This window comes from Cupriavidus cauae, assembly GCF_008632125.1.
Classification (GTDB): domain Bacteria; phylum Pseudomonadota; class Gammaproteobacteria; order Burkholderiales; family Burkholderiaceae; genus Cupriavidus; species Cupriavidus cauae.
This window is the reverse complement of sequence record NZ_VWRN01000031.1, coordinates 154,648-178,489: the sequence shown is the minus strand read 5'-3', so window position 1 is coordinate 178,489 and position 23,842 is coordinate 154,648. Positions and strand designations below refer to the sequence as shown.

The following is a 23,842-nucleotide window of genomic DNA, read 5'->3' as shown; positions in this document are numbered from 1 at the left end:
AAAAATTCGACGGAAAGAACGAATGCACGCGCATTCGGTTCCGCGGCTGGTCACGCCAGTTGGCCGTCGAAACCGTACCGATCCCGGAGGTGGCCTGTGGCGTCGCAGAATGAGCTGGATCCGCACAGCGTGTTCGCCTATGTCGGCAACCGCATCCTGCCGACGGCGCTGGCGCGCGGGCCGTGGAGTCCGGATGCGCAGCACGGCGGCGCGCCGGCCGGCCTGCTGGCTGCGATCGCCGAACGCGCGATGGCCGACGAGCCGGGATGGTCGATGGTGCGGCTGACGCTGGAATTGCTGCGGCCCGTACCGATCGCGCCGCTGCAGGCCACGCAGGAAATCCAGCCGGGCGGCTCGGTGCGGCGCGTGGCCTTGAGCCTGATGCATGAGGACAAGCCGGTCGTGCGCGGCGTCGCGGTATTCATGCGCGAACGGGCGGTCGACCTGAGCCCGGCCGCCGCCGCATGCCCGCTGCCGCTGCCGGACCAGTGCAGAGAGCCGATCCGCATCCCGGGCATGGTCGAGCAGACCTCGTTCCACTACACGGCAATGGAGAGCCGCGTGGCGAGCGGCAGCGTCGCCGAGCCCGGCCCGGCCGCCGCGTGGTTCCGCTTGGCAGTGCCGCTGATCGACGGCTGGCCCACGCCGCCCAGCGCCCGTGCGGTGGCCGCCGCGGACTTTGGCAACGGCATCAGCTGGGCACTGCCGCTCGATCGCTTCGTGTTCGCGAACGCGGACCTGAGCGTCTCGCTGCACCGGCCGCCGCAGGGCGAATGGGTCGGCGTGGATTCCGTCACGGTCGCGCAGCCGAGCGGCATCGGGCTGACCACCTCGACGCTGTACGACGAAGCCGGCGTGATCGGCGTGGCGCAGCAGAGCCTGCTGATCAAGCAGCGATAGATGGTTGCCGTGGTCGCCATGGTTGGGGTCCGCGCGCGAGCGGGCGAAGGGGACGCTACACTGGGCGTTTCCCGGCAACCGCTGAACGCCCATGCAAATACGCACCTACCGCGAGTCCGACGAAGCCGAAGTGGTATCCCTGTGGAAGCACTGCGGCCTCACACGTCCATGGAACGATCCGCACCGGGACATCGCGCGCAAGCTCGCCGAACAGCCGGAGCTGTTCCTCGTGGGCGAAGTCGACGGCAGGCTGATGGCGACCGCCATGGTCGGCTATGACGGCCATCGCGGCTGGATCTATTACCTCGCCGTGCATGGCGATTTCCAGGGCCGCGGTCATGGCCGTCAGTTGATGGCCGAGGCGGAGAGGCTGCTGATGGAACGCGGCTGCCCGAAGCTGAACCTGCAGATCCGCGCCGGCAACGAAGCCGTGCTCGCCTTCTATCGCCAGCTCGGCTATGCCGCCGATGCCACCGTCACCCTGGGCAAACGGTTGATCCCGGATCACTGAGTCCGCCGACCGAGCCCGACAACCGAGCGGCCGGGCTCAGCCCATCCGCTCCGGCATGTCGGTGCCGAACTTCCGCAGCCACGGCTCCAGCTGCGGCACGATGCTCGGGTTCAGCGCAACGCCTTCCTCCAGCTGCCTGGCCTTTCTGTCGAGCGCGGCCCAGCCCGGCAGCCGGACCTGTTCGACGCCTGGCCGCGGCGGGTTCTGCGCGCAGGCATCGGCGATCCAGCCCATCTGGTGTTCGAACGCGTCCTCCCCGGCGAATGCCTTCGGGTCGAGGATCTGCAGAAAGACCGTATTGCCCCAGCGCTGGCCCGGGTCGTCGCGGCCGTGCCCGGCCAGCCCCGCGGTCAGCGCCTCGACCATCAGCGACAGCGCGTAGCCCTTGTGTCCGACGTCCAGGCCGCCGAGCGGCAGGATCGAGCCCTTGTGCGGCGCCTGCAGGACGGCGGGGTCGTCGCTGGGCTCGCCGTTCTCGTCGATCAGCCAGGCGTGCGGCAAGCGCTTGCCTTCGCGATAGAGGCGCGTGGTCAGACCGACCGTGGTGATCGACGTGGAGACATCGATCAGCGCGGGCCCGCGCGGCGTCGGGATGCCGGCCGCCATCGGGCTCGGCGAGAACAGCGGGCGTGTGCCGCCGAACGGCGCGACCATCATCGCCGCCGGCGCCGACGAGTACAGCAGCATCATCAGGCCCTGCGAGGTCGCGCGCTCCAGATAGGCGGCGAGCGCGGCGATATGGTGGCTGCGGCGGATGGTCACGGTGCCGGTGCCGTACGCCTTCGCCTTCTCGATCGCGACATCGAGCGCGCGCAGGGTCAGCCACGGCCCTGGCAAGCGCTTGCCGTCCCAGGTGGCGACGGCCGCGCGCTCGGAAATCACCTCGTAGTCCCCCGCCACCTGCATGCTGCCGCTCTCGATCTCCGCCAGATAGACCGGCAGCAGCTGCAGGCCGTGGGTGTCGTGGCCCATCAGGTCGCCTTCGACAAGGATGTCGGCGACATCGCCGGCGCGATCGATCGGCATGCCGGCGCGCGTCAGCAGGGCGACAGCCATATCGCGCAGCGCGGCCGCGTGATAGCGGGCGCGAACTTCAGGAGATGCGTTGGTCATCGGGCTTTCCTCGTATCGGTCGTCGTCTATCGTCGTGTACCAGTCGTCTATCGGTCGTGTATCGGTCGTCTATTCGCCGCCTGTCAGGCTATCGATCTTCCATCGCTGGTCGCGTGCGCCGGGCGATGGCGCGCCGCTGACGCGGCCCGGAGCGCGCTTCTCCCGATGCATCGGGGACATGCCATACACGCCATTGTTGACCAGCACGACACGACAGCCAACCTCGAGTCCGAATGACGGACCGGTTGGCATGCGACGCCCGGATACCCCATCATTGACCGCTGAACTCGCGCGGGAGCCCACGGCTCTCTTCACCCACCTCGCATCCCGAACCCATGACCGAACATCACATTGCCCCTGCCTCCCTGCATCGATGGGTCGTCGACCTGTGGCGCGCCGCCGGCTCCGACGATCGCGAGGCGCAGCTGACCGCCGACCATCTGGTGACGGCGAACCTGACCGGCCACGATTCCCACGGCGTCGGCATGATCCCGAAGTACGTGCAGTCCTGGCTCGGCGACCAGCTGCAGCTGAACCGGCGCGTCAGCGTGCTGCAGGACACCGGCAGCATGCTGAGCCTGGACGGCAACCGCGGCATGGGACCGGCGGTGGCCGAGGAAGCGATGGCGCTCGCCATCGCGCGGGCCCGCGAGCACGGCGTGGCGGTGATGGGGCTGCGCCAGTCGCATCATCTGGGACGGGTCGGCCATTGGGCGGAACAGGCGTGCTCCGCGGGCATGATTTCGATCCACTTCGTCAACGTGCTGTCCAAGCCGATCGTCGCGCCGCATGGCGGCTATCAGGCGCGCTATGGGACCAATCCGTTCACGATCGGCGTGCCGGTCGCCGGCAAGCCGCCGCTGGTGATGGACTTCGCCACCAGCGCGATCGCGCTGGGCAAGGTCCGCGTGGCCCACAACAAGGGCGTGGCCGTGCCGGCCGGCTGCCTGCTCGATGCCGACGGCGCCGCGACCGAGCTGGCCTCGGTGATGTATCCGCAGAACGGCGAGCCGCAAGGCGCGCTGCGGCCCTTCGCCGAGCACAAGGGCTATGCGCTGGCGGTGATGTGCGAGCTGCTGGGCGCGGCCGTGACCGGCGGCCATACGGTCCGGCCCGAGACCCTGACGCATCCGCATGCGATCTGGAACAACATGCTGGCGATCGTGTTCGATCCGGAGCGGCTCGCCGGCAGCACCAGCTTCGGCGCCGAGCTGCAAGCCTTCGTCGACTGGCTGAAGTCGTCGCCCTTGCAGCCGGGACACGATGCGATCCGCATGCCCGGCGATCCCGAGCGGGAACGCCAGCACGCGCGCGCCGACGGCATCCCGGTCGACGGCGGCACGCTGGCGCAGCTGGACGATGCCGCGGCGCAGGTGCAGGCCAGGTGCGGCGCATCGCCGGGGCCGCTGTCGCGGCTCGTGATGGATCCCGCTTGAGCGCCTGCAGGCGATGCTGCCGGGCCATGGCCCGGCAGCATCGGCCGGTGCCATCGCTGAAGGGTATCGCTCGGAAGTATCGCCCGGCGTATGGCCCACAGGGCGTATGCTGGCGCTGGTGCCGGACGCGCCAGCGTACGATGCTGGACGGAGCCGGCGGTTCCCGATCTATCGATGAGGCAGACAGATGAGCAATATCGGATTCATCGGCCTGGGCGTGATGGGCGCGCCGATGGCCCAGCATCTACTCGAAGGCGGACATACGCTGTACGTCCATAGCCGCAGCGGCCCACCCCAGGCGCTGCTCGATGCCGGTGCGCAATCCTGTGCGAACGCGGCCGAGGTCGCGCGGCAGGCGGAGATCGTCATTCTGATGCTGCCGGACACGCCCGACGTCGAACGCGTGCTGTTCGGCGACAACGGCGTCGCGGCGGGGCTGTCCGGCGGCAAGGTGGTGATCGACATGAGTTCGATCTCGCCGATCGAGACGCGCGAGTTCGCCGGACGCATCGAAGCGCTCGGCTGCGACTATGTCGATGCGCCGGTATCGGGCGGCGAGGTCGGCGCCAAGGCCGGCACGCTGTCGATCATGGCGGGCGGCAAGCAGGCCGCGTTCGATCGCGTGTTGCCGCTGCTGCAGCTGATGGGCAAGAACATCACGCTGGTCGGCGGCGTCGGCGACGGGCAGATCGCCAAGGTCGCGAACCAGGTCATCGTCGCGCTGACGATCGAGGCGGTCGGCGAGGCGCTGGTACTGGCCGCGAAGGCCGGGGCCGACCCGGCGCGCGTGCGGCAGGCGCTGATGGGCGGCTTTGCCAGCTCGCGCATCCTGGAGGTGCATGGCGAACGGATGATCCGCCGCACCTTCGATCCGGGCTTTCGGATCGCGCTGCATCAGAAGGACCTGAACCTCGCGCTGTCGACCGCCCGCAAGCTCGGCCTGAGCCTGCCCGGCACCGCGTCGTGCCAGCAGCTGTTCAATGTCTGCGAAGCGCTCGGCGGCGAGGCCTGGGACCACTCGGGGCTGGTCCGCGCGCTCGAACACATGGCCGACTTCGCCATCGGCGATACGCCCGCTTCCGCGAGCGGTGACAGCGCCGGGCGCGGCGCATAAGCAGCGGCAACAGCAGCAACGACGGCGGCAACAACGCGGACCACGCCGGCCAGGGACGGCTCGCGCCGCCGCGCCTGTCCGACTGCGTGGTTCGCGTGGATCGCGCCACCAATGCCCGCTGCAATCGGGCCAAACCCGCATGCATGCCCCCGCACCTGACCCGGCACCGGCACGGTGAATTTCTCGGGAATTACCCTTGTTTTCGTTCAAATACATCACGCCATGATGTATCTTTCGTAGCCATCGACGGTTCCGCACCGTCGTGAGGGCGCTGGTCCCGGTCCGTCACCGGGACTTCCGCCAGCCCTGACCTGCAGCCGCCCTCGCCACGACGAGGGTCGCCTGCCGTCGCCGCGCCGGCATATGGGCCCGCGCGCCGCGACATTCCCGAGTGCCATCGCGACAAGCCTGCGCCAAGACAGGCGGGGATGGCTGTTCCGTTCACCGTTTCGAATCCTGCGGGCGCCATCATGCGAATACGCAAACAAACCGATTTCTTCTCCGGCCTGATGTTCATCGCCGTCGGCCTCGGCTTTTCCCTGGTCGCGCGCGGCTACACCATGGGCACCGCGGCGCGCATGGGGCCCGGCTACTTTCCGTTCTGGCTCGGCATCGTGCTGGCGCTGTTGGGCGCGGTGGTGACGATTGGCGCCATGTCACCAAAGGGCGAGTCCGACCGGCTCGCACGCTGGGACCTGCGCACCGTGCTGTGGGTGCTCGGCTCGGTGGTGCTGTTCGGCCTGGTGCTCAAGCCGCTCGGCATGGTGCTGTCGGTGATCCTGCTGGTGCTGATCGCGTCGATGGCCAGCCACGAGTTCACCTGGCGCGGGGCGCTGCTCAATGCCGCGGTGCTGGTGGTCATCAGCCTGGTTGCCTTCGTCTACGGCATCAATCTGCAAATGCCGGTTTGGCCGGCTTTCCTGTCGGCTTGAGGAGGCCCACGCTATGGAATTGCTCAACCATCTGGCGCTGGGGTTCTCCACCGCGCTGTCGCTGCAGAACCTGGCCTATGCGCTGCTGGGCTGCGTGTTGGGGACGCTGATCGGCGTGCTGCCGGGCCTGGGGCCGCTGGCGACGATCGCGATGCTGCTGCCGATCACCTACACGCTGCCGCCGGTGGCGGCGCTGATCATGCTGGCGGGCATCTACTACGGTGCGCAGTACGGCGGATCGACCACCGCCATCCTGGTCAACCTGCCCGGCGAGTCGTCGTCGGTGGTGACCACGCTGGACGGCTACCAGATGGCCCGCAAGGGCCGCGCGGGCGTCGCGCTGGCGACCGCGGGGCTGGGTTCGTTCTTTGCCGGCAGCGTCGCCACGCTGATCCTGGCCGCGTTCGCGACGCCGCTGTCGGAGCTGGCCTTCAAGTTCGGTCCCGCCGAGTATTTCTCGCTGATGGTGCTGGGCCTGATCGGCGCCGTGGTGCTGGCGTCGGGCTCGCTGGTCAAGGCCGTGGCGATGATCGTGCTCGGCCTGCTGATCGGCCTGATCGGCACCGACGTCAATTCGGGCGTGGCGCGCTTCTCGTTCGACGTCCCGGAGCTGACCGACGGCATCAACATCACCGGGCTGGCGATGGGCCTGTTCGGCTTCGCCGAGATCATCGTCAATCTGGAGCAGCGGGAGTCGCGCGAGACTTTTACCGACCGCGTGACCAACCTGTTTCCGACCAGGGAAGACTTCAGGCGCATGATTCCCGCCGTGCTGCGCGGCACCGCGCTCGGCTCGGCGCTGGGTGTGTTGCCGGGCGGCGGCGCGTCGCTGTCGTCGTTCGCGGCGTATTCGCTGGAAAAGAAGACCTCGAAGCATCCGCACGAATTCGGCAAGGGCGCGATCGAAGGCGTGGCCGGACCGGAATCGGCCAACAACGCGGCCGCGCAGACCTCGTTCATTCCGCTGCTGACGCTGGGCATTCCGTCCAATGCGGTGATGGCGCTGATGGTCGGCGCGATGACGATCCACAATATCCAGCCCGGCCCGCAGGTGATGACCAGCAACCCCTCGCTGTTCTGGGGCCTGATCGCTTCGATGTGGATCGGCAACCTGACGCTGGTGATCCTGAACCTGCCGCTGATCGGCATCTGGGTCAAGCTGCTGAAGGTGCCGTACCGCTTCCTCTATCCGGCGATCCTGACGTTCTGCTGCATCGGCGTCTATTCGGTCAACAACACCGTGTTCGACGTGTTCGTCGCCGCCGCCTGCGGGATGATCGGCTATGTCTTCATGAAGCTGCGCTGCGAGCCCGCGCCGCTGCTGCTCGGCTTCGTCCTGGGGCCGATGATGGAAGAGAACTTCCGCCGCACGCTGCTGCTCTCGCGGGGCGACTTCCATGTGTTCATCGAGCGGCCGCTGTCGCTGGGCCTGCTGGTCGCGGCCGCCGCGCTGGTGGCGGTGGTGGCGCTGCCCGCGGTCAAGGCCAAGCGGGAGGAGGCGTTCCAGGAGGAATAGCGAAGGGGCGGGGAGCGGAGAGCCGCGGCTTGTTCGCCGACGGCGTGGGCTTCATGCGGCCGCTTCCCTTTCCGCTTTCCTCTCCGCTTCTCTTCCTCCCTGCCCTCTCCCGCCAAACGGAGAGGGCACCCGCTCAACAGCTTGACGGAACGCACCCCACTACGCTGCGTTCCAGACCCGCCCCAGGAAGCCCCGGATCAGCGGACATACCTGCGCGAAATGCGTCTCCAGCAGCCAATGCCCGCCGTCGGTCATATGCAGTTCCGCGCGCGGCAGATCGCGCAGATAGGCACGGCCCGCGGCCTCGGGCATATAGCCGTCGTGCGGCCCCCAAAGAATCAGCGTGGGTGGCTGGTGTTCGCGCAGATAGGCCTGGTAGCGCGGGAACCAGTCGAGATTCGCCTTCAGCCCTTCCATCAGCCGCACCGCCACTTCGCGCCGGACCGGTGTGTCCATCAGGCGCCAATGCAGCGTCCATAGATCGGGCGACAGTCGCGGCACGTGTTCGGACCGGATTTCGCCGATGAACTCGTCGCGAAAGCCATGCTCGCTGGCGGCGGCTTCGAGCGGCGCGCGATTGGCCGGCGACGGGTCGTCCCAATAGCGCCGGATCGTCTCGTACTTGGGCCCGAGCGCGTCCTCGTAGATGTCGCCGTTCTGCACGATCAGCGCGGCGATCCGCTCGGGGGCGCGGATCGCGAGCCGCAGTCCGATCTGCGAACCGTAGTCGTGCAAGTAAAGCGCGTACCGCTTTAGGCCGAGCGCGTCGGCGAAGCGCTGCAGAAAGGCCGCGTAGGCGTCGAAGTCGTAGCCGAACTGCCCGAAGTCCGGTGTATCGCTGTAGCCGAATCCCGGGAAATCCGGCGCCACGGCGTGCCAGCGGTCGGCCAGCGCCGGCAGCAGACGGCGGTATTGATAGGACGAGCACGGGTAGCCGTGCGGCAGCAGGATCGCGGGTGCGTCCTTCGGTCCGGCTTCGCGGTAGAAGACGCGCATGCCGTCGAGGTCCAGCGTCCGGTGTGCCACGGCGTCCTGGCGTCCGGCAATTTCCGCGGCCCCCGACGTGGCGGCGACCGCCGACAGATCGTGCGGATCGTTCATCGTCGCTCCTCCGAAAGATGGATTCGCACGAGGATGCAAATTGCATTCCGACGCCTGGCGCCGCGCGCTCGCCGCTTGTTCCCCCTTGTTGTCCCTTGTTCCCCGCTTGTTCCAAGCCTGTTTGCCGCTCGTTTGCCGCTCGTTTGCCGTCTTTTCGCCGTCTATGCGCTGCCGTGCCCTGCATCGCTGCCATCGCGAATGTGCAAAGCGCGCAGTTTTTGCGTGACGCGTGCGCCTCCGCACGCCGAATGCAAAAGCCACGGGCCGTTCCCGAAAACGATCGAGCGCCGCGCTCGTAACATGCCCTTCCGTTGTTCATCACACGGGCAGCTTGCGCGGACCCGGCCACCACCATCGCAACGTCGCGCCCCGGCACCGGGGGTGGTGGCCGGTTTTTTTTCGGAGTACCTGGGTATCCCACCCAGCCATGCTCAGCCACGATATGAATTCAAGTACTGCACGACTCGGCGGCTTTATACTGCCCCGCATGAGCGACGCAAGTTCTCCCCTCCAGCCCAAATTCAAGAGTGCCGAAGAGGCAGCGGAATATGACCGCTGGTTCCGGACCGAGGTTGAAGCCGCCATTCGTGCGGCCGATTCGCCCGACGCCACCTTCATTCCGCACCGGGAAGCAATGGCGCACATCCGCACCCGCTTGCTCAAGATGGGGGCCGCCGGGTCCGACAAGCCCCAGTAACGGCCCGCCCCTTCCCTGTCACGATTACCAGTAGAAGCCAGGCAATGCCTCGGGTTCATTGGCTCGATTCCGCGCTTGCGGACCTCGATACCATCCTGTCCCATATCGCCGAGCACAATGCCCAGGCAGCATATTCGCTATACGAGGACATTGACCGGATGACGGCTGCCCTGCCGGATCGTCCGTATCTATATCGACGCGGCCGTGTCAGCGGCACCCGGGAGCTGGTTATCCATCCGAACTACTATGTGGTTTATCGGCTCGTCAACGCAGAGATACAGATACTTCGTGTCATGCACTCTCGCCAGCAGTATCCAAAGCGGGTGAAACGTTCGACCTGAGCGGGCAGCACTGCATAACAGCGACTTGGATCAAACCCATCCCGCCCGATGCAGCTTGCGCCAAAGCGCCGTGCAGGCCAGCGCGGTGCCGGCGACCACGGCCGGATAGGCGAACGGCAGTTTCAGCTCCGGCATGAATTCGAAGTTCATGCCGTACAGGCTGAATACCACCGTCGGGATCGCGAGAATGGCACCCCAGCCGGCGAGCCGCTTGACCACCTCGTTCTGTCCCACCGTGACCAGCGCCAGATTGACCTGCACCGCGGTCGTCAGCATTTCGCGCACGACATCGAGCGTTCTCAGCAGCCGGCTGGCGTGGTCCTCGACGTCGCGGAAATAGGCGCGCAGATCCTTGGGCACCAGCTCCTCGTGCAGGCGGATCAACTGCCCGCACATCTCCTCGATCGGATAGACCGCATTGCGCAGCCGCAGCACCTGCCGCTTGATGTGGTACAGCCGCTCGATCGCGTTCCGGTCGAACTGGTCGCGGAACAGGCCCTGCTCGAGCTGCTCGAAGGTGTCCTCGAGCCCGTTGACGATCGGCATGTAGTGATCGACCACGAAATCCATCAGCGCATACAGTACGTAGCCGGGCCCATTGGCCAGCGCGTGCGGCTCGTGCGCGCAGCGATCGCGCACGGGGGCGTAGGTGCTGCTGGCCCCGTGGCGGACCGACACCACGTAGTTGGGGCCGACGAACAGATGCGTCTCGCCGATCTCGACGTTGTCGCCGACCAGCTGGGCAGTATTGAGGACGATGAAGACGCTGTCGCCGTAAGCCTCCAGCTTGGGGCGCTGATGGGCGTTCAGCGCGTCCTCGACCGCCAGGTCGTGCAGGCCGAACTCGAGCTGCGCCTGGCGCAGCAGCGCGAGATCCGGTTCGTACAGGCCCAGCCAGACGAAGGTGTCCGGCGTCTTCAGTACCTCGCTGATGTCCTCCAACGAGACCTCGCCCAGCCGCTTGCCGCCGCGGTAGGCCACGCAATTGACGATCGCACCCATGAATGCTCCTCGGTCAGGATGCGCAATCGTAACAAGCGGCGGCGCCGGTGAAGAACGAAGGCCGGCCTTGCGGCGAATCCGTCGGTCCCCTGCGGCCCCTGCCGCCCCGCGCGGCAAAACATCGCGCCCTGCAGGTCACCTGATCGACAATTGTTACAGTTAGCCGGGAAGAGGCAGTTAGAATGCGATATTTCCACGCTTACCCGGCTATGTCCCAGAAGAAATCGCCACACTTCGAGCTGCGTAGTGGCAACGTCGACGCCCTCCTTCTTGCGCTCCATACCGCGGATACCTCGGCGCTGCGAGACGATCTGCTGTCGCGCTTCGAAGCGACCCCCGATTTCTTCTCGAACGATGTCATCGCGCTGGACCTGCGCTCTCTGGAAGACGGCCAGCGCCCGGAACTGGGCGCGGTAATCGACACGCTGTCCACGCTGAAGGCCCGCGCGATCGGTGTGGTGGCGCGCCAGGAGCAGCACGACTGGGCCCAGGCCTGCGGGCTGCCGATGCTGGACAGCCAGAGCCGCCGCGGCAATGGACGTACCGGCGCCGCGCGCGAGGCCGAGCCGGCCGCTGCCGCCAGCGAAGCCCCCGCTCCCGCACCGGCACCCGCACCGGCACCCGAGCCGCCGCGCGCCGCCACGACGCTGCTGATCGACAAGCCGCTACGCTCGGGCCAGCAGATCTACGCGCACGGCGACGTCGTCATCATGGACGTGGTCAGCTTCGGCGCCGAGGTCATTGCCGAAGGCAACATCCATATTTACGCCCCGCTGCGCGGCCGTGCGCTGGCGGGGGTCAAGGGCAATCCCGACGCGCGCATCTTCTGCACCTGCCTGGAACCCGAACTGATTTCGATCGCCGGCATCTACCGGACCGCCGAACAGACCCTGCCGCCCGACGTGCTGGGCAAACCCGCGCAGGTCCGGCTTGCCGACGAAACCCTGATTCTCGAGCCGCTTCGCATGAAGTGAGTCCGGCCGAGTCCCGCAACATCGCAGCGCAAGCTTCAACCCTATTACTGGACCAAGAGCCATGGCAAAAATCATCGTTGTGACCTCCGGCAAGGGAGGCGTCGGCAAGACCACCACCAGCGCGAGCTTCGCCGCCGGGCTGGCCCTGCGCGGCCACAAGACCGCCGTGATCGACTTCGACGTCGGCCTGCGCAACCTCGACCTGATCATGGGTTGCGAGCGCCGGGTGGTCTACGACCTGATCAACGTGGTGCAGGGCGAAGCCAATCTGCACCAGGCGCTGATCAAGGACAAGAAGTGCGAGAACCTGTTCATCCTGCCGGCCTCGCAGACCCGCGACAAGGAAGCGCTGACGCACGAAGGGGTCGAGAAGGTGATCAAGAACCTGATCGACATGGATTTCGAATACATCGTCTGCGATTCGCCGGCCGGCATCGAGACCGGCGCGCTGATGGCGATGTACTTCGCCGACGAGGCGCTGATCGTCACCAATCCGGAAGTCTCGTCGGTGCGCGACTCCGACCGGATCCTGGGCATCCTGGCGTCCAAGACCAAGCGCGCCAGCGAAGGCGAGCCGATCAAGGAACACCTGCTGATCACGCGCTACAACCCGAAGCGCGTGCACGGCGGCGAGATGCTGTCGCTGACCGACATCCAGGAAATCCTGCGCATCAAGCTGATCGGCGTGATTCCGGAGTCCGAGGCCGTGCTGCACGCCTCGAACCAGGGCACGCCGGCCATCCATCTGGAGGGCACGGACGTCGCCGACGCCTACGGCGACGTGGTGGACCGCTTCCTCGGCAAGGAAAAGCCGATGCGCTTCGTCGATTATCAGAAGCCGGGCCTGCTGTCGCGCCTGTTCGGCAACAAGTAAGGAGGGCTCATCCCCATGTCGATCCTGTCCTTCCTGCTCGGGGAGAAAAAGAAGTCCGCGTCGGTCGCCAAGGAGCGGCTGCAGATCATCCTCGCCCATGAACGCACCGGCCATTCCGCGCCGGCCGATTATCTGCCGGCACTGCAGCGCGAGCTCGTTGCCGTGATTTCGAAGTACGTGAAGATCGGCGACCAGGACCTGCGCGTCAGTCTCGAGCGCCAGGACAACCTCGAGGTGCTCGAGGTCAAGATCGAGATCCCGCAGAGCTGACCGCCGGCGGCGGACCGCCCGGTCCGGCCGCCTCCCCCCTTTGGCGGGGTGTCCCGATGCGGACGCCCCCGCCCTCCCCGCCTCCCTCCCTTTCGGTTTCCCCACGCCCTCGCCGGCGCGAGTTTGCACGCCGCAATGCACCATTGCGGGCAACTGTCGCGGCCTGACAACGGAATTGCACCAGCCGCGTCCATTCGGAGCCGCCCGAGCACGGATTGGTGTCGGAACCGTTTACGTTTTGATAAATTTTCGCGGCGTCTACCGACAACGTAGAGCCAATAAATGCCGCCGCGATCCGGCGACAGAACCACAAGACAGAAAAGGAGCACCATGAAGAAATCGGCCTTGACTCTCGCACTCGGCACCCTGCTCGCCGGCAGCGCCTACGCACAAACCTCGGTCACGCTGTACGGGATCGTCGACCAGAGCATCCGCTACACCACCAACGCCAACGCCAACGATGACGGCCTGGTCGAACTGACCAACGGCGCCATCACCAACAGCCGCTGGGGCATCAAGGGCAGCGAAGCCCTGGGCAACAACCTGAAGGCGATCTTCCAGCTGGAAAACGGCTTCGATCCGGACACCGGCCGCGGCAACCAGGCCACCGGCACGCTGTTCGGCCGCCAGGCTTACGTCGGCCTGTCCGGCGACTTCGGCACCATCAAGCTGGGCCGTCAATATACCGAGGGCTTCAACCTGTTCGGTGATTACGATCCGCTGACGATCGGCAACTACAACAACAACGCCTGGCCGTTCTTCCTGACCCAGCTGCGCCGTGACAACGTCATCAGCTACGACGGCAAGTTCGGCGGCCTGAACGTCGGCGCCAGCTATGGCTTCGGCGAACAAGCCGGCAGCGTCCGCACCAACCAGTACTGGGGTGCCCGCGCCTCGTACGCCTTTGGCCCGTTCGGCATCGGCGGCGTGTACCAGGAAATCCGCGACATCAACGAGAACAAGCAGCAGATGTGGGGCGTGGCCGGTAAGTACACCATCGGCGCAGCCAAGCTGTTCGTCGGCTATATCGGCGGCAAGGACCACACCGGCGTGATCGACAACGGCTTCCTGAACCCGGACCAGGCCACCACCGGCAACCCGATTCCGGTGGGCGGCAACCACGCTGCCAACCCGCGCAAGGACAAGATCGGTTACGTTGGCGCCAGCTACCAGCTGACCCCGGCCCTGGCCCTGACCGGCGCGTTCTACTACGACGACATCGACAACAAGGACGGCGTTGCCGGCAACGACGGCAAGCGCTACACCGGCGTGCTGCTGGCCGAGTACGCGCTGTCCAAGCGTACCCAGGTCTACGGTACGGTCGATTACAACAAGGTCAAGGACGGTGCTCGCACCGAACTGCCGGGCAAGAGCAACCAGACCGGCGTGGCCGTGGGTATCCGCCACATCTTCTGATCGGCATCGTTTTTTTACCGATCGACAGGCAGGAAAGCACCTTCGGGTGCTTTCTTGCTTTGGGGCAGCACCAGCCGCCAGATGGCAGCCCCGCCCTCCTTGCGCAGCGTCATCCTGCCCCGGTGGCATCGCATCACGCGACGCACGAACATTCCGGCCGGGGCACTGCGTGACAGCGCGGCGACGACGGCATCGGGCGATGCGGCCGCTGTCGCGATCTCGACCCAGCCGACACCGCGCGTGACGCCGATCCGCAGATGCACGGCCGCGCCGGGCGAGGCATTGAGAATCGCGCGGGCCAGCAGCCGGGTAACCGCCATCTCCAGCATGCGGGCATCGCCATCGACCCATGTGAAGGTCGGCAGGTCCTCGCAATGCAGGACCACGCCCGTCTCATCGGCTGCGCTCCATGCCGCATCGAGGCATGCCGCGATCAGTGCCGCCAGATCGACCGCTTCGTGGCGATACCGGTGAACGGCCTCCTCGATCAGGCAGCCCAGTTCGTCGACCCGGGTCAGCGCCTCGCGCGCGTGCGCGACGACCTGCACGGCGAACGCAGGCCCGGCAAGTGCACCGGCGCGATACAGCCCCGCGAGTGCCAGCATGTCGGTGGGCGGAACACGCAGATCGTGGGCCAACCCGTGCGCCACCGTGCGCCATACCGGATCGCCGCGCCGCGCCGCGCTGCGGACCCAGCGGCGGCGCCATGCCGCGAGGCGTGCAAACCAGTCGCGCAGTCTCATGGCAAGGACACCGCCTCCAGCCGATAGCCGTGGGTATAGACCGGCATCAGCCGGAAACCGCGCTCGGCGCGCAAGCCCAGCTTGCTGCGCACGCGCGACATATGGGTATCGATGGTGCGCGACAACGGGGAAATCTCCCTGCCCCAGACCGCGGCAACGATATAGTTGCGGGCCACGATGCGGCCCTCGTTGCGAAACAGCAGCAGCGCGAGGTCGAATTCCTTCGGCGTCAATTCGACCGGGCAGCCGTTCAGCGTGACGGTACGCGCGGCGCTGTCGAACACATAACCGCCCAGGCTGACCCGCGCGTCGGTGCCGGCGCGGTGGCTGTCGGTACGGCGCAGCAGGGACTGGATGCGCGCGGTCAGCTCGCCCGGGCGGATCGGCTTGACCATGTAGTCGTCGGCCCCCGCGCACAAGCCACTGACCACATCTTCTTCGGCGCCGCGGCAGGTCAGGAACATCACCGGCACGCGCCGGTCCAGATTGGCGCGGGTCCAGTGCAGAACCTCCTTGCCGCTCATGTCCGGCATCTGCCAATCGAGCAGCAACAGATCGAAACTCTCGTCGCGCAAGCGCAGCAGCAACTGCCGGCTCAGCCCGAAGCTGACGCAGCAATGGCCGGCCTCGGTCACGATTTGCTGAATCCACGCGGCCTGCGCGGGTTCGTCTTCGAGCGATGCGATCTTCATGCGCAAACTCCGTTCACGGTGTAGAGCGATCGAACGCCGGCTTGCGTGCGGCCGGCCCCTTCCCATCGAGCATCGAACCACCCCGCATTTAAGACGGCGCGCGGCCGTTTACAAATAGGAATTGCCTCAATTTGAGGTTTCAACAAAATCTCACTTTCGGCATACCGAGGTCTGAACGTACGATGCCTGCGCGGATGGAAATCGCCGCGCCGAAGCCAGTGGCGATCGACCGCGAAGGCGAATGCATGCGCTCTCGCGATCCGCGGCCATGGCCGGTGATCGGCGATAGCCCTGCCGGCAAACTTCCTTGTCGCGCCCGGGTGCCGCCGCGACCCGCGCGCAATCGAATCGACACGCGAGGAGAGCAGACGCCATGAGAATCGCCGCGCTGCAGGACGATCCCACGCAAGCCGTCGTGCTGGAGCAAACGCTCAGCCTGCAAGGCCATCGATGCATCCGCTTCCGGGAGGGACGGACCCTGATGATGGCCTTGCGCCAGGAAGCGTTCGACATGCTGCTGCTGGATTGGGAGGTGCCGGGAATCGCCGCGCAGGACGTGCTGCTGTGGGTACGGCGTACATTGGGCAGCCGCTTGCCGGTGATGCTGCTCGGCGATGGCACCGAGGAGTGCCAGCTGTGTCGCGGTCTTGCCGAAGGCGCCGACGCGTTCATCACCAAGCCGGTGCGGCGGGCGGAACTGGCCGCGCGCGTTCAGGCACTGGCGCGGCGAATGCTCGAGACGGGCGAAGGGTGCTTCGATCTGTCGGTCGGCGCCTACCGTTTTTCGACCACCGACCGGCGCGCGTATCTGACCGGCGCCCCCGTCATGCTGTCACCCAAGGAATTCGATCTGGCGATTCTGCTGTTCCGGCATCTCGGCCAGCTGGTGCTGCGCCAGACCATGATCGACGAGGTCTGGCGCCGCCCGCTGCCCGACGGTTCCCGCACGCTCGACAGCCATCTGTCGCGCGTGCGGACCAAGCTGGCCCTGTGGCCGCACAACGGTGTGCGGCTGACCACGGTGTATTCGGCCGGCTGCCGGCTCGATGTGGTCGACCCCATCTAAGGAGCGAACCATGGCCTCTCTCGCCAGAAGGCTGCTCGCGGAAGCGGTCGGCACTTTCGGCTTGATCTTTGCCGGATGCGGCGTGGTGGTGCTGGCCGGCTGCAAGCCGGACACCGCCGCGGACCTGCTGTGCATCGCGCTCGCCTTCGGGCTGGCGGCCTATGCGATGGCACGGGCGGTCGGATCGATCTCCGGCGCGCACCTGAATCCGGCCATCAGCCTCGGACTGGCGGCGGCACGGCGCTTTCCGTGGCGCGAGGTGATTCCCTACGGCATCGCGCAGCTGGTGGGTGCCGTGGCGGCGGCGACCTTGCTGATGCTGGCGGCGCAGGGCCGGCCGGATTTCGCCTTGTCGTCCGAGCGCTTCGCCGCCAACGGCTACGGTCTGCATTCGCCCGCGGGCTACGACATGCCGAGCGCCCTGGCGATCGAATTCGCGGCGACGGCGATGCTGGCGCTGGTGACCGCCAGTGTCACGCGCCGGCGGCGGCTGATCGCGGCGGGCCCCGTGGTGCTGGGGCCGGCGCTGGCGATGGCGCATCTGCTCGCCTTGCCGGTCACCTATGCCGCGCTCAATCCAGCCCGCGCCACCGGCCAGGCGCTGTTCGTGCAGGGCTGGGCGATGGCGCAGCTGTGGCTGTTCTGGCTGGCGCCCGCAGCGGGCGGGCTGATGGGTGGGCTGATCGCGTTCTGCCTGCTCGACGAGGATGGCTTGCTGACCGAACCGGACGAGCTGACGGCATTGGCGCGCTGGGCCGCGGCCGAGGCGGCCGAGCCCGGCTGCGATCCGCAATCGCCGACATGAGGGCGCTAGCGATCGTGCGATGGTGGGACGGCAGTCGCGGCGACCGGGCCCGCGCGGCGGCTCAGTCCGCCTTGATGCCGGCTTCCTTGACGATGCGGCCGTTGTCGTCGTACTCGGCGCGGATCGCGGCGGCAAACTGTGCCGCGCTGCCGCCGGTCGGCACCTCGCCGCCCTTGAGCAGGCGTTCACGGACCTCCGGCGCGGCCAGCGCCTTGTTCAGTTCGGCATTGAGACGGGCGACGATCGCGGCCGGCGTCTTGCCGGGCGCGAACACGCCGAAGGTGGAAGTCAGATTGGCCTTCGGATAGCCGAGTTCGGCGAAGGTCGGCACCTCGGCCAGCGCGTCGATGCGCTTCGGGGCGCCGACCGCCAGCGCACGCAGACGTCCGGCCTGCATCTGCTGGGTCAGCGCCGGGCTGGCATTGGTGCTCATGACCTCGAACTGGCCACCGAGCGCGTCGTTCATCTGCTGGCCGGCGCCCTTGTACGGAATCAGCGTCAGGTCCGCTTGCGACCTGGCCTTGACCTGCTCCAGCACGACATGGCCGACCGTGCCGAGGCCCGAGGTCGCCCACCGGACCGAGCCGGGCTTGGCCTTGGCCTGCGCGACCAGATCCTGGAAGCTCTTGCCGGTGAAGCTGGACGTGGCGACCACGATCACCGGGGAATACATCACGCTCATCACCGGTGCGATATCGCGCTGCGGGTCGTAATGCACCTTGCCGACGTGCGGGTTCAAGGTCAGCGGACTGGTCGACGAAAAACCGATCGTGTAGCCGTCCGGCGCCGCCTTGGCGACCGCGTCCATGCCGATGCTGCCGCCGGCGCCTGCCTTGTTCTCGACCACCACCGACGTCCCCATCTGGTCGGACAGCCGCTCGGCGAGCGCACGCGCCACCGTATCGCTGATGCCGCCGGTCGGATAGGCGACGATCAGGCGGATCGGGCGCGACGGATAGTTGTCGGCGGCGGAGGCCGGCGCGCTGCCGATGGCGGCAAACGACGTGACGGCGGCAAAGGCGGCGAGTCCGGGCAGGCGGAAGGCGAAAGGCATGGTGGCAGCGACAGGGATTTGTAGGAAGTTGGCCGGGAAATGGGGGTCACAGAGCGGTCATACGGCGGTCATACGGCGGTCATAGCGGCTTAACGCAACGACAACGCAGCGATAACGCAGCCATGACGCCGGAATAACAGAGGAATCGCGCAGCTGGACCGCAGGCAAGACCTTGGCATGGAGCCGCCAGGCCGGCGTCGGGCGCTATCTTAGCCCAAGGCACCGGGCTGCCACTGTGGCACCCAGGAGACGAACAACTCGTTGGCCCGATCGTACAGGCGCCAGGTGGTGCCGCACTCGCGGCACTGGAACGTCAGCATGCTGAACGGCACACCGGCCGCGCTCTGGCTGACCAATGGCGCGGTGTGCTTCAACGCCAGCCGTTCATGCGGCTCGCGCCGGCGCATGTCGGCGGCCAGCGCAAGGCAATGGGCGCAGGCATTGAATGCGCCGGGCGCGGGCAATGCATCGCTGGAGCGGGAAGGGACTTCGTTGGCGGGCACGGCGGCGGGCGGGGCGGCATCGCCCCGCGATGAAATCGGCAACGCCGCCATGATGCCGCAAATCCCCGCAGCGCTGGCGGGCGGTCTTGCGCGCGACTGCCGACGATGGTTCGCGAAACGCAGGTCCACGCCTGCGAAGACGTGCCGCTTCAAGCGGAATCTGCAGATTGGCGAAAGTTCTTTTTTGACGAGTTCGTCACACTTCGGCCATGCGTTCGCTGCGTGGCAACGGCACGACGGTCCTTCACGGCGGTGCTGCTGGCCATGCCCCGCTGCCAGACACCACCCTGCCATCCATCATGCGCGTTCCTCTCACCATCCATCGATTTGCCGGCATCCAGGATGTCCGCCAGGCCGTGCAGCGCCATCCCGGCGAGCTTCTGCAGGTTCTTCATCGCGACAGTTCCCACCACATCGTTCAGCTTGGCTCCAGCCGCTATCGCTTCGAGCTGGTCGAGTGCAGACCGGGACGGTGGGAGGGCGCCCTGGTCGAAGTGCCATTCAGGCACATGACATGGCGGCAGCAATGGCTCGCCATCGTACGAACCTTGCGCCGCATGCTTCCGTGCGGGTCCGTACGCGTCGCACGTGTCCGACATACCGTCGGGCATTTCACGCGGCCGGAAGAACGAGCCGGACTCGTCCCTGAACAGGGCTTTCTGCCTGGCGACGATCGGCTGGCCTGGCTGCACGAAGTCTGCCGGACATTGCGCGCTTCTCCAAACCCCAACACCGACCTGCCCGCCAGCCTCGACTTCCGCGATGCAGTCGTGTCCGACGAAGACTTGAAGCTGGTGGACAAGCAACTGCGCGGCTTGCCCGAGGCACTGCCTCGCGACCAGCTTGAACTGATCCTCGAGCCGCTGTGTTCCCTCGCCCTGGCCCCCGACACGCCGGCGCGGAGCCGGCGCGACAAGATGGTGGCCTCGCTCTGCGACAGGTTCGCCAGGACACATGGCTTCGACATGGACACAGCAAGACGCATCGTGCAACTGACCGCCGGATTGTCCGCCGGCTCGGCGTTCCAGCAGTGGTTGGAGAAGGGCGCCACGCAGCTGGCCGACGCCCTCGTTGCCGCAGTCAATCCCGGCGCGATGGAGCGGCCCACCACGCCGCTCCCGGATGTGGACCCGAATACCGTGAACGGTCTCAACCTGATCGGCCGGCACCTGAAGGATCTCGCCGCCGTCCTGCCTGGCTTGCCAACCTCGGCAGTCCGTCCGATGTTGCGGTGCATGGGCAACATTGCCGCCCTTCCCGATGGGGACCGTGTCAGCCAGATCGAGCTGCTAGCCCTTGTCGCGCGCGCCCATGCGCTGACCACGGAACGGCGTGCGGCCGGAGCGCAAGCGCCGGATGCGCCTCGCAAGCCGGCGCGCGTGTGGGGCAAGAAAGCCGACATGCCGGTAAATGCACATCACTAAGATTCTTCCCCGTCACCCTGTGACGCCTCACGATCCTTTGCTAATCTGGAATGGCGTACCGCCGACTCGACTGGCGGACCGCCCGCCGCCGCGGATGCCGGCGCGGGCCGCAGTCCTTCCCCGACCCGACCAGGAGTGGATGATGAAAACTGCACGACAGGTCCTTGCGTCCAAACCGACGCAAGCCATCTACAGCATCCAGCCGGGCGCGACCGTTTATGCCGCGCTCCAGTTGATGGCGGAAAAGAGCATCGGCGCGCTGCTGGTGATGGAGCACGGCAAGATCGTCGGCATCCTCAGCGAACGCGACTATGCGCGCAAGGTCATTCTGATGCAGCGAACGTCCCGCGAAACCCTGGTGCGCGACATCATGACCACCGCGGTGGTCTATGTTCGCGCCCATCAGACCACCGACGAATGCATGGCGCTGATGACGCAGCACCGGCTGCGCCACCTGCCGGTGATGGAAAACGACGAGCTGATCGGCATGCTGTCGATCGGCGATCTGGTCAAGGACATCATCTCCGAGCAGCGCTTCATCATCGAACAGCTGGAGCAGTACATCGCGGGCAGCCGCTAGCGCCCCGCAGCGCAGCGCGGGCGGGCGGCATATTCGGTAAACGAATATAATTCTGCGTTTACTGAATAACAGATGAAGCCGGTCCATCAGGGCCGGCTCCGGCCGCTCTCCCCGGCCGCCCGCCGCCGCTGCTCCGATGTCCCGCCCCGCCGTTTCCGACCGCCCTACCCCCGCCTCCGCTTCCACCCCTTCTTCGATTGCACCGTCCGGCACCGCGGTCCCCGCGTCAGGGCAAGCCGTTGCCGGTGCAGTGGACCACCGCGCGATCATGCGCGTGATCGGCGGCATCGTGCTGTGCATCCTGCTCGCGGCACTCGATCAGACTGTCGTGATTCCGGCGGTGCCGGCGATTGCGCAGGATCTCGACGGCTTCGGCCATCTGTCCTGGATCGTCACGGCCTATCTGATTACCTCGACCGTCACCACGCCGCTCTACGGCAAGCTGTCGGACTCGTTCGGGCGGCGCCGGCTGCTGCTGGTCGCGATCGCGCTGTTCGTACTCGCCTCCCTGGCCTGCGCGATGGCGGGCTCGCTGCAGCAGCTGATTCTCTTTCGCGCGCTGCAGGGCATCGGCGGTGGTGGCCTGATGTCGCTGGCGCAGGCGGCCATCGCCGACGTGGTCTCGCCGCGCCAGCGCGGGCGCTATCAGGGCTATCTGGCGGCGGTATGGGCGGTGGCGTCGGTAGCCGGTCCGCTGGTCGGCGGCTGGGTGTCCGACCATCTGTCGTGGCGCTGGCTGTTCTGGATCAATCTGCCGCTTGGCCTGCTGGCGATGTGGTTGTGCCATCGTGGCCTGCGCGCCCTGCCCGCGCCGGCCGGCAAGGCCCGCGTCGATTGGGGCGGCGCGCTGCTGCTGACCGTGGCGATCGTGTCGTTTCTGCTGGCGATGAGCTGGGGCGGCGAGCGGTACGACTGGCTGTCCGCGCCGATGGCCGGATTGGCCGCGCTGACCGGCCTCGCCGTGCTGGCGTTGATCTGGCAGGAACGGCGCGCCAGCGATCCGATGCTGCCGCCGCGCCTGTTCGCCAACCGCAGTTATGTATTGGGCGTTTGCGCCTCGGCGCTGGCCGCTTCCGCGCTGTTCCTCTGCGTCTTCGCGCTGCCGCTGCATTTCCAGCTGGTGCGCGGCGCCGATGCGGCGATGTCGGGCATGCTGGTGGTGCCCTTCCTGCTGTCCACCGTCGCCGGCAACTTCGTGGTGGCGATGCTCGCGCCCCGGCTTGGCCGGCTGCGCGGGGTCTTGAGCGTCGGCTTTGCCGCCGCGGCGCTGGGGCTGGCCGCGTTGTCGACCGCGACGCCGGCCAGCCCGCTGACGCTGCTGCTGGCGGCGATGATCGTGACCGGCGTCGGCCTTGGCATCTGCATGGTCGGCACGCTGATGAACGTGCAGAACGCGCTCGAGCGCCGCGACACCGGCGCCGGCACCGGCGCACTGCTGGTGCTGCGCTCGCTGGGCAGCGCGCTCGGCGGCGCGATGGCCGGCACGCTGCTGACCCTGGCGTTCCGCGGCGCCTTGCACGCGGCCGGACACGACAGCGGGGCTGCGCCGCTGGATCTGGGCGTGCTGCGCCATGGCAGCGAGGCGTTCGCCCAGCTGGCGCCCGAGGTGCAGCGGCTGCTGACCGGCGGCGTCGAGGCGGGTTTCCACTGGATCTTCGCGACCGGCGCCGCGGCCGCGCTGCTGGCGCTCGGCCTGGTCCGGCGGACGCCCGACGTCGAGCTGCGCGGCGCCGTGTCGGACCACGTCAAGCCGCTGGCGATGGAATAAATGGCGCCGGCCAACCGCACGCCGGTTGGCCCCTCTGCCCTCCGCCCTCCGCCCTCCGCCCTTCGCCCTCCGCCCTTCGCCCTCCGCCCTCCGCCCTCCGCCCTCCGCCCTTCGCCCTTCGCCCTTCGCCCTCCGCCCTTCGCCCTTCGCCCTCCGCCCCTTCGCCCTTCGCCCCTTCGCCCCTTCGCCCCTTCGCCCCTTCGCCCCTTCGGCCCTTCCGCCCTTGGCCCATTCGCCTCGTAGCGCCCTCGCCGGCGTAGACTACGGGTCACCGTTCGCACCGTTCGCCGGAGATCGACGCCATGACCCGCTTCCCTGCCTTCTCGAGCCAGCCGCCACGCCGCGGCCGCGCTGCCTTGCCCTGGGCCGTCGCGCTCGCGCTGTCCGCGCCGCTCGCCCATGCCGCCGGTGAATCAGGCGCGAACCGCGCTGCCGGCGCCGCCCCGGCGACATCTCAGGCATCGTCGGCCAGCTGTCCGGCCACGCTGAACTTCCGTTTCCCGCGGCTGCAGGACGAGGCCGAACAGAACCTGTGCCAGTACGCCGGCAAGGTCGTGCTGGTCGTCAATACCGCCAGCTATTGCGGCTTCACGCCGCAGTACGAAGGCCTGGAGGCGCTCTACGCCAAATACCGCGAGCGCGGCCTGGTGGTGCTGGGCTTCCCGTCCAACGACTTTTCGCAGGAGCCGGGTTCGGAAAAGGAGATCGCCGACTTCTGCTTCAACACCTACGGCGTCAAGTTTCCGATGCTGGCCAAGACGCACGTGCGCGGCGACCAGGCCAATCCGATGTATGCGCGGCTCGCCAGGGAAAGCGGCACGGCGCCCAAATGGAATTTCCACAAGTACCTGATCGACCGCGACGGGCGCGTGGTTGCCAGCTATCAAAGCTCGGTGAAACCGTCGGACCGGCAACTGGTCTCGCGCATCGAGCAATTGCTGGCCGCACCGCGCCAGGCGAATGCGGCGGCGGCAAATTGATCGGCTGAAGAATGGCCGAACCGTCTGAAG

At 67.2% G+C, this 23,842-nt stretch carries 25 protein-coding genes; 18 read left to right on the top strand and 7 right to left on the bottom strand.

The genetic code is table 11. The features are described 5' to 3' along the window. Positions 1–96: 96 nt before the first annotated feature. Entirely contained in the window at positions 97–900 is an 804-nt protein-coding gene (locus tag F1599_RS11745; protein WP_150083215.1) for a thioesterase family protein, read from the top strand. 91 nt (positions 901–991) lie between these two features. Further along, positions 992–1,411 carry a GNAT family acetyltransferase gene (locus tag F1599_RS11740; protein WP_150083214.1) on the top strand — a complete coding sequence of 140 codons (420 nt, stop codon included), beginning with the start codon at positions 992–994 and terminating at the stop codon, positions 1,409–1,411. Between the two features lie 36 nt (positions 1,412–1,447). Here F1599_RS11740 and F1599_RS11735 read toward each other — a convergent pair whose 3' ends face one another. Beyond that, complete coding sequence (locus tag F1599_RS11735; protein ID WP_149317379.1) at positions 1,448–2,524, bottom strand: Ldh family oxidoreductase; 1,077 nt, start codon at positions 2,522–2,524, stop codon at positions 1,448–1,450. A 335-nt stretch (positions 2,525–2,859) separates the two neighbouring features. Between F1599_RS11735 and F1599_RS11730 the strand changes: the two genes are divergently transcribed. The 4 genes from F1599_RS11730 (at position 2,860) to F1599_RS11715 (ending at position 7,522) form a co-directional block, all read left to right on the top strand. Beyond that, complete coding sequence (locus F1599_RS11730; protein ID WP_150083213.1) at positions 2,860–3,960, top strand: malate/lactate/ureidoglycolate dehydrogenase; 1,101 nt, start codon at positions 2,860–2,862, stop codon at positions 3,958–3,960. Positions 3,961–4,147: 187 nt separating this feature from the next. Continuing rightward, positions 4,148–5,074: a 2-hydroxy-3-oxopropionate reductase gene (locus F1599_RS11725; RefSeq protein ID WP_150083212.1), complete on the top strand. Its 927-nt coding sequence runs from the start codon at positions 4,148–4,150 to the stop codon at positions 5,072–5,074. 470 nt (positions 5,075–5,544) lie between these two features. Further along, the gene (locus F1599_RS11720; protein ID WP_149317382.1) at positions 5,545–6,006 is read left to right on the top strand and encodes a tripartite tricarboxylate transporter TctB family protein; all 462 of its coding nucleotides are present in this window, start codon (positions 5,545–5,547) and stop codon (positions 6,004–6,006) included. 13 nt (positions 6,007–6,019) lie between these two features. After that, positions 6,020–7,522: a tripartite tricarboxylate transporter permease gene (locus tag F1599_RS11715; RefSeq protein ID WP_150083211.1), complete on the top strand. Its 1,503-nt coding sequence runs from the start codon at positions 6,020–6,022 to the stop codon at positions 7,520–7,522. Between the two features lie 159 nt (positions 7,523–7,681). On the opposite strand, the gene F1599_RS11710 is transcribed toward F1599_RS11715, so the two are convergent. Beyond that, on the bottom strand, positions 7,682–8,518 hold the full coding sequence (locus tag F1599_RS11710; RefSeq protein WP_317845742.1) for an alpha/beta fold hydrolase: 837 nt from the start codon (positions 8,516–8,518) through the stop codon (positions 7,682–7,684). A 592-nt stretch (positions 8,519–9,110) separates the two neighbouring features. Here F1599_RS11710 and F1599_RS11705 point away from each other — a divergent pair. Together F1599_RS11705 and F1599_RS11700 are read left to right on the top strand one after the other, a co-directional pair. After that, positions 9,111–9,320: a hypothetical protein gene (locus F1599_RS11705; RefSeq protein ID WP_149317613.1), complete on the top strand. Its 210-nt coding sequence runs from the start codon at positions 9,111–9,113 to the stop codon at positions 9,318–9,320. A 44-nt stretch (positions 9,321–9,364) separates the two neighbouring features. Continuing rightward, the gene (locus F1599_RS11700; protein WP_149317385.1) at positions 9,365–9,661 is read left to right on the top strand and encodes a type II toxin-antitoxin system RelE/ParE family toxin; all 297 of its coding nucleotides are present in this window, start codon (positions 9,365–9,367) and stop codon (positions 9,659–9,661) included. Positions 9,662–9,691: 30 nt separating this feature from the next. Here the strand turns inward: F1599_RS11700 and F1599_RS11695 are convergent, their stop codons facing one another. Further along, the gene (locus F1599_RS11695) at positions 9,692–10,663 is read right to left on the bottom strand and encodes a magnesium and cobalt transport protein CorA (protein WP_149317386.1); all 972 of its coding nucleotides are present in this window, start codon (positions 10,661–10,663) and stop codon (positions 9,692–9,694) included. A 209-nt stretch (positions 10,664–10,872) separates the two neighbouring features. Here F1599_RS11695 and minC point away from each other — a divergent pair, with 209 nt between their 5' ends. The 4 genes from minC to F1599_RS11675 all read left to right on the top strand — a co-directional run bounded on the left by minC (position 10,873) and on the right by F1599_RS11675 (position 14,197). Further along, positions 10,873–11,637, top strand: a complete 765-nt coding sequence (gene minC, locus F1599_RS11690) for a septum site-determining protein MinC (protein WP_150083209.1) — start codon at positions 10,873–10,875, stop codon at positions 11,635–11,637. Positions 11,638–11,698: 61 nt separating this feature from the next. Continuing rightward, a complete protein-coding gene (gene minD, locus F1599_RS11685) occupies positions 11,699–12,511 on the top strand; it encodes a septum site-determining protein MinD (protein WP_149317388.1) in 813 nt (270 codons plus the stop codon). Positions 12,512–12,526: 15 nt separating this feature from the next. Next, entirely contained in the window at positions 12,527–12,781 is a 255-nt protein-coding gene (gene minE, locus F1599_RS11680; RefSeq protein ID WP_006578294.1) for a cell division topological specificity factor MinE, read from the top strand. Between the two features lie 330 nt (positions 12,782–13,111). Further along, the gene (locus tag F1599_RS11675; RefSeq protein ID WP_149317389.1) at positions 13,112–14,197 is read left to right on the top strand and encodes a porin; all 1,086 of its coding nucleotides are present in this window, start codon (positions 13,112–13,114) and stop codon (positions 14,195–14,197) included. 14 nt (positions 14,198–14,211) lie between these two features. On the opposite strand, the gene F1599_RS11670 is transcribed toward F1599_RS11675, so the two are convergent. Then, positions 14,212–14,940: a sensor histidine kinase family protein gene (locus F1599_RS11670; RefSeq protein ID WP_150083208.1), complete on the bottom strand. Its 729-nt coding sequence runs from the start codon at positions 14,938–14,940 to the stop codon at positions 14,212–14,214. Next, entirely contained in the window at positions 14,937–15,632 is a 696-nt protein-coding gene (locus F1599_RS11665; RefSeq protein WP_149317391.1) for a response regulator transcription factor, read from the bottom strand. Before F1599_RS11665 ends, F1599_RS11670 begins: the two co-directional genes overlap by 4 nt. Before the next feature lie 307 nt (positions 15,633–15,939). Here F1599_RS11665 and F1599_RS11660 point away from each other — a divergent pair, with 307 nt between their 5' ends. Both F1599_RS11660 and F1599_RS11655 read left to right on the top strand, forming a co-directional pair. Continuing rightward, positions 15,940–16,698, top strand: coding sequence for a response regulator transcription factor (locus tag F1599_RS11660; protein ID WP_317845741.1), 759 nt, complete (start codon positions 15,940–15,942; stop codon positions 16,696–16,698). A gap of 10 nt (positions 16,699–16,708) precedes the next feature. After that, on the top strand, positions 16,709–17,503 hold the full coding sequence (locus tag F1599_RS11655) for an aquaporin (RefSeq protein ID WP_150083207.1): 795 nt from the start codon (positions 16,709–16,711) through the stop codon (positions 17,501–17,503). A gap of 61 nt (positions 17,504–17,564) precedes the next feature. Here F1599_RS11655 and F1599_RS11650 read toward each other — a convergent pair whose 3' ends face one another. Together F1599_RS11650 and F1599_RS11645 are read right to left on the bottom strand one after the other, a co-directional pair. Then, positions 17,565–18,557 (bottom strand): Bug family tripartite tricarboxylate transporter substrate binding protein, encoded by a 993-nt coding sequence (locus F1599_RS11650; protein ID WP_150083206.1) that lies wholly within the window; start codon positions 18,555–18,557, stop codon positions 17,565–17,567. A gap of 209 nt (positions 18,558–18,766) precedes the next feature. Then, positions 18,767–19,111 (bottom strand): hypothetical protein, encoded by a 345-nt coding sequence (locus tag F1599_RS11645; protein WP_370639559.1) that lies wholly within the window; start codon positions 19,109–19,111, stop codon positions 18,767–18,769. A gap of 158 nt (positions 19,112–19,269) precedes the next feature. On the opposite strand from F1599_RS11645, the gene F1599_RS11640 reads away from it, so the two are divergent. The 4 genes from F1599_RS11640 (at position 19,270) to F1599_RS11625 (ending at position 23,812) form a co-directional block, all read left to right on the top strand. After that, positions 19,270–20,484, top strand: a complete 1,215-nt coding sequence (locus tag F1599_RS11640; protein ID WP_150083205.1) for a hypothetical protein — start codon at positions 19,270–19,272, stop codon at positions 20,482–20,484. A 142-nt stretch (positions 20,485–20,626) separates the two neighbouring features. Next, positions 20,627–21,064, top strand: coding sequence for a CBS domain-containing protein (locus F1599_RS11635; protein WP_150083204.1), 438 nt, complete (start codon positions 20,627–20,629; stop codon positions 21,062–21,064). 268 nt (positions 21,065–21,332) lie between these two features. Then, complete coding sequence (locus F1599_RS11630; protein WP_150083203.1) at positions 21,333–22,832, top strand: MDR family MFS transporter; 1,500 nt, start codon at positions 21,333–21,335, stop codon at positions 22,830–22,832. Between the two features lie 302 nt (positions 22,833–23,134). Then, positions 23,135–23,812 (top strand): glutathione peroxidase, encoded by a 678-nt coding sequence (locus F1599_RS11625; protein ID WP_149317397.1) that lies wholly within the window; start codon positions 23,135–23,137, stop codon positions 23,810–23,812. Positions 23,813–23,842: the final 30 nt, after the last annotated feature.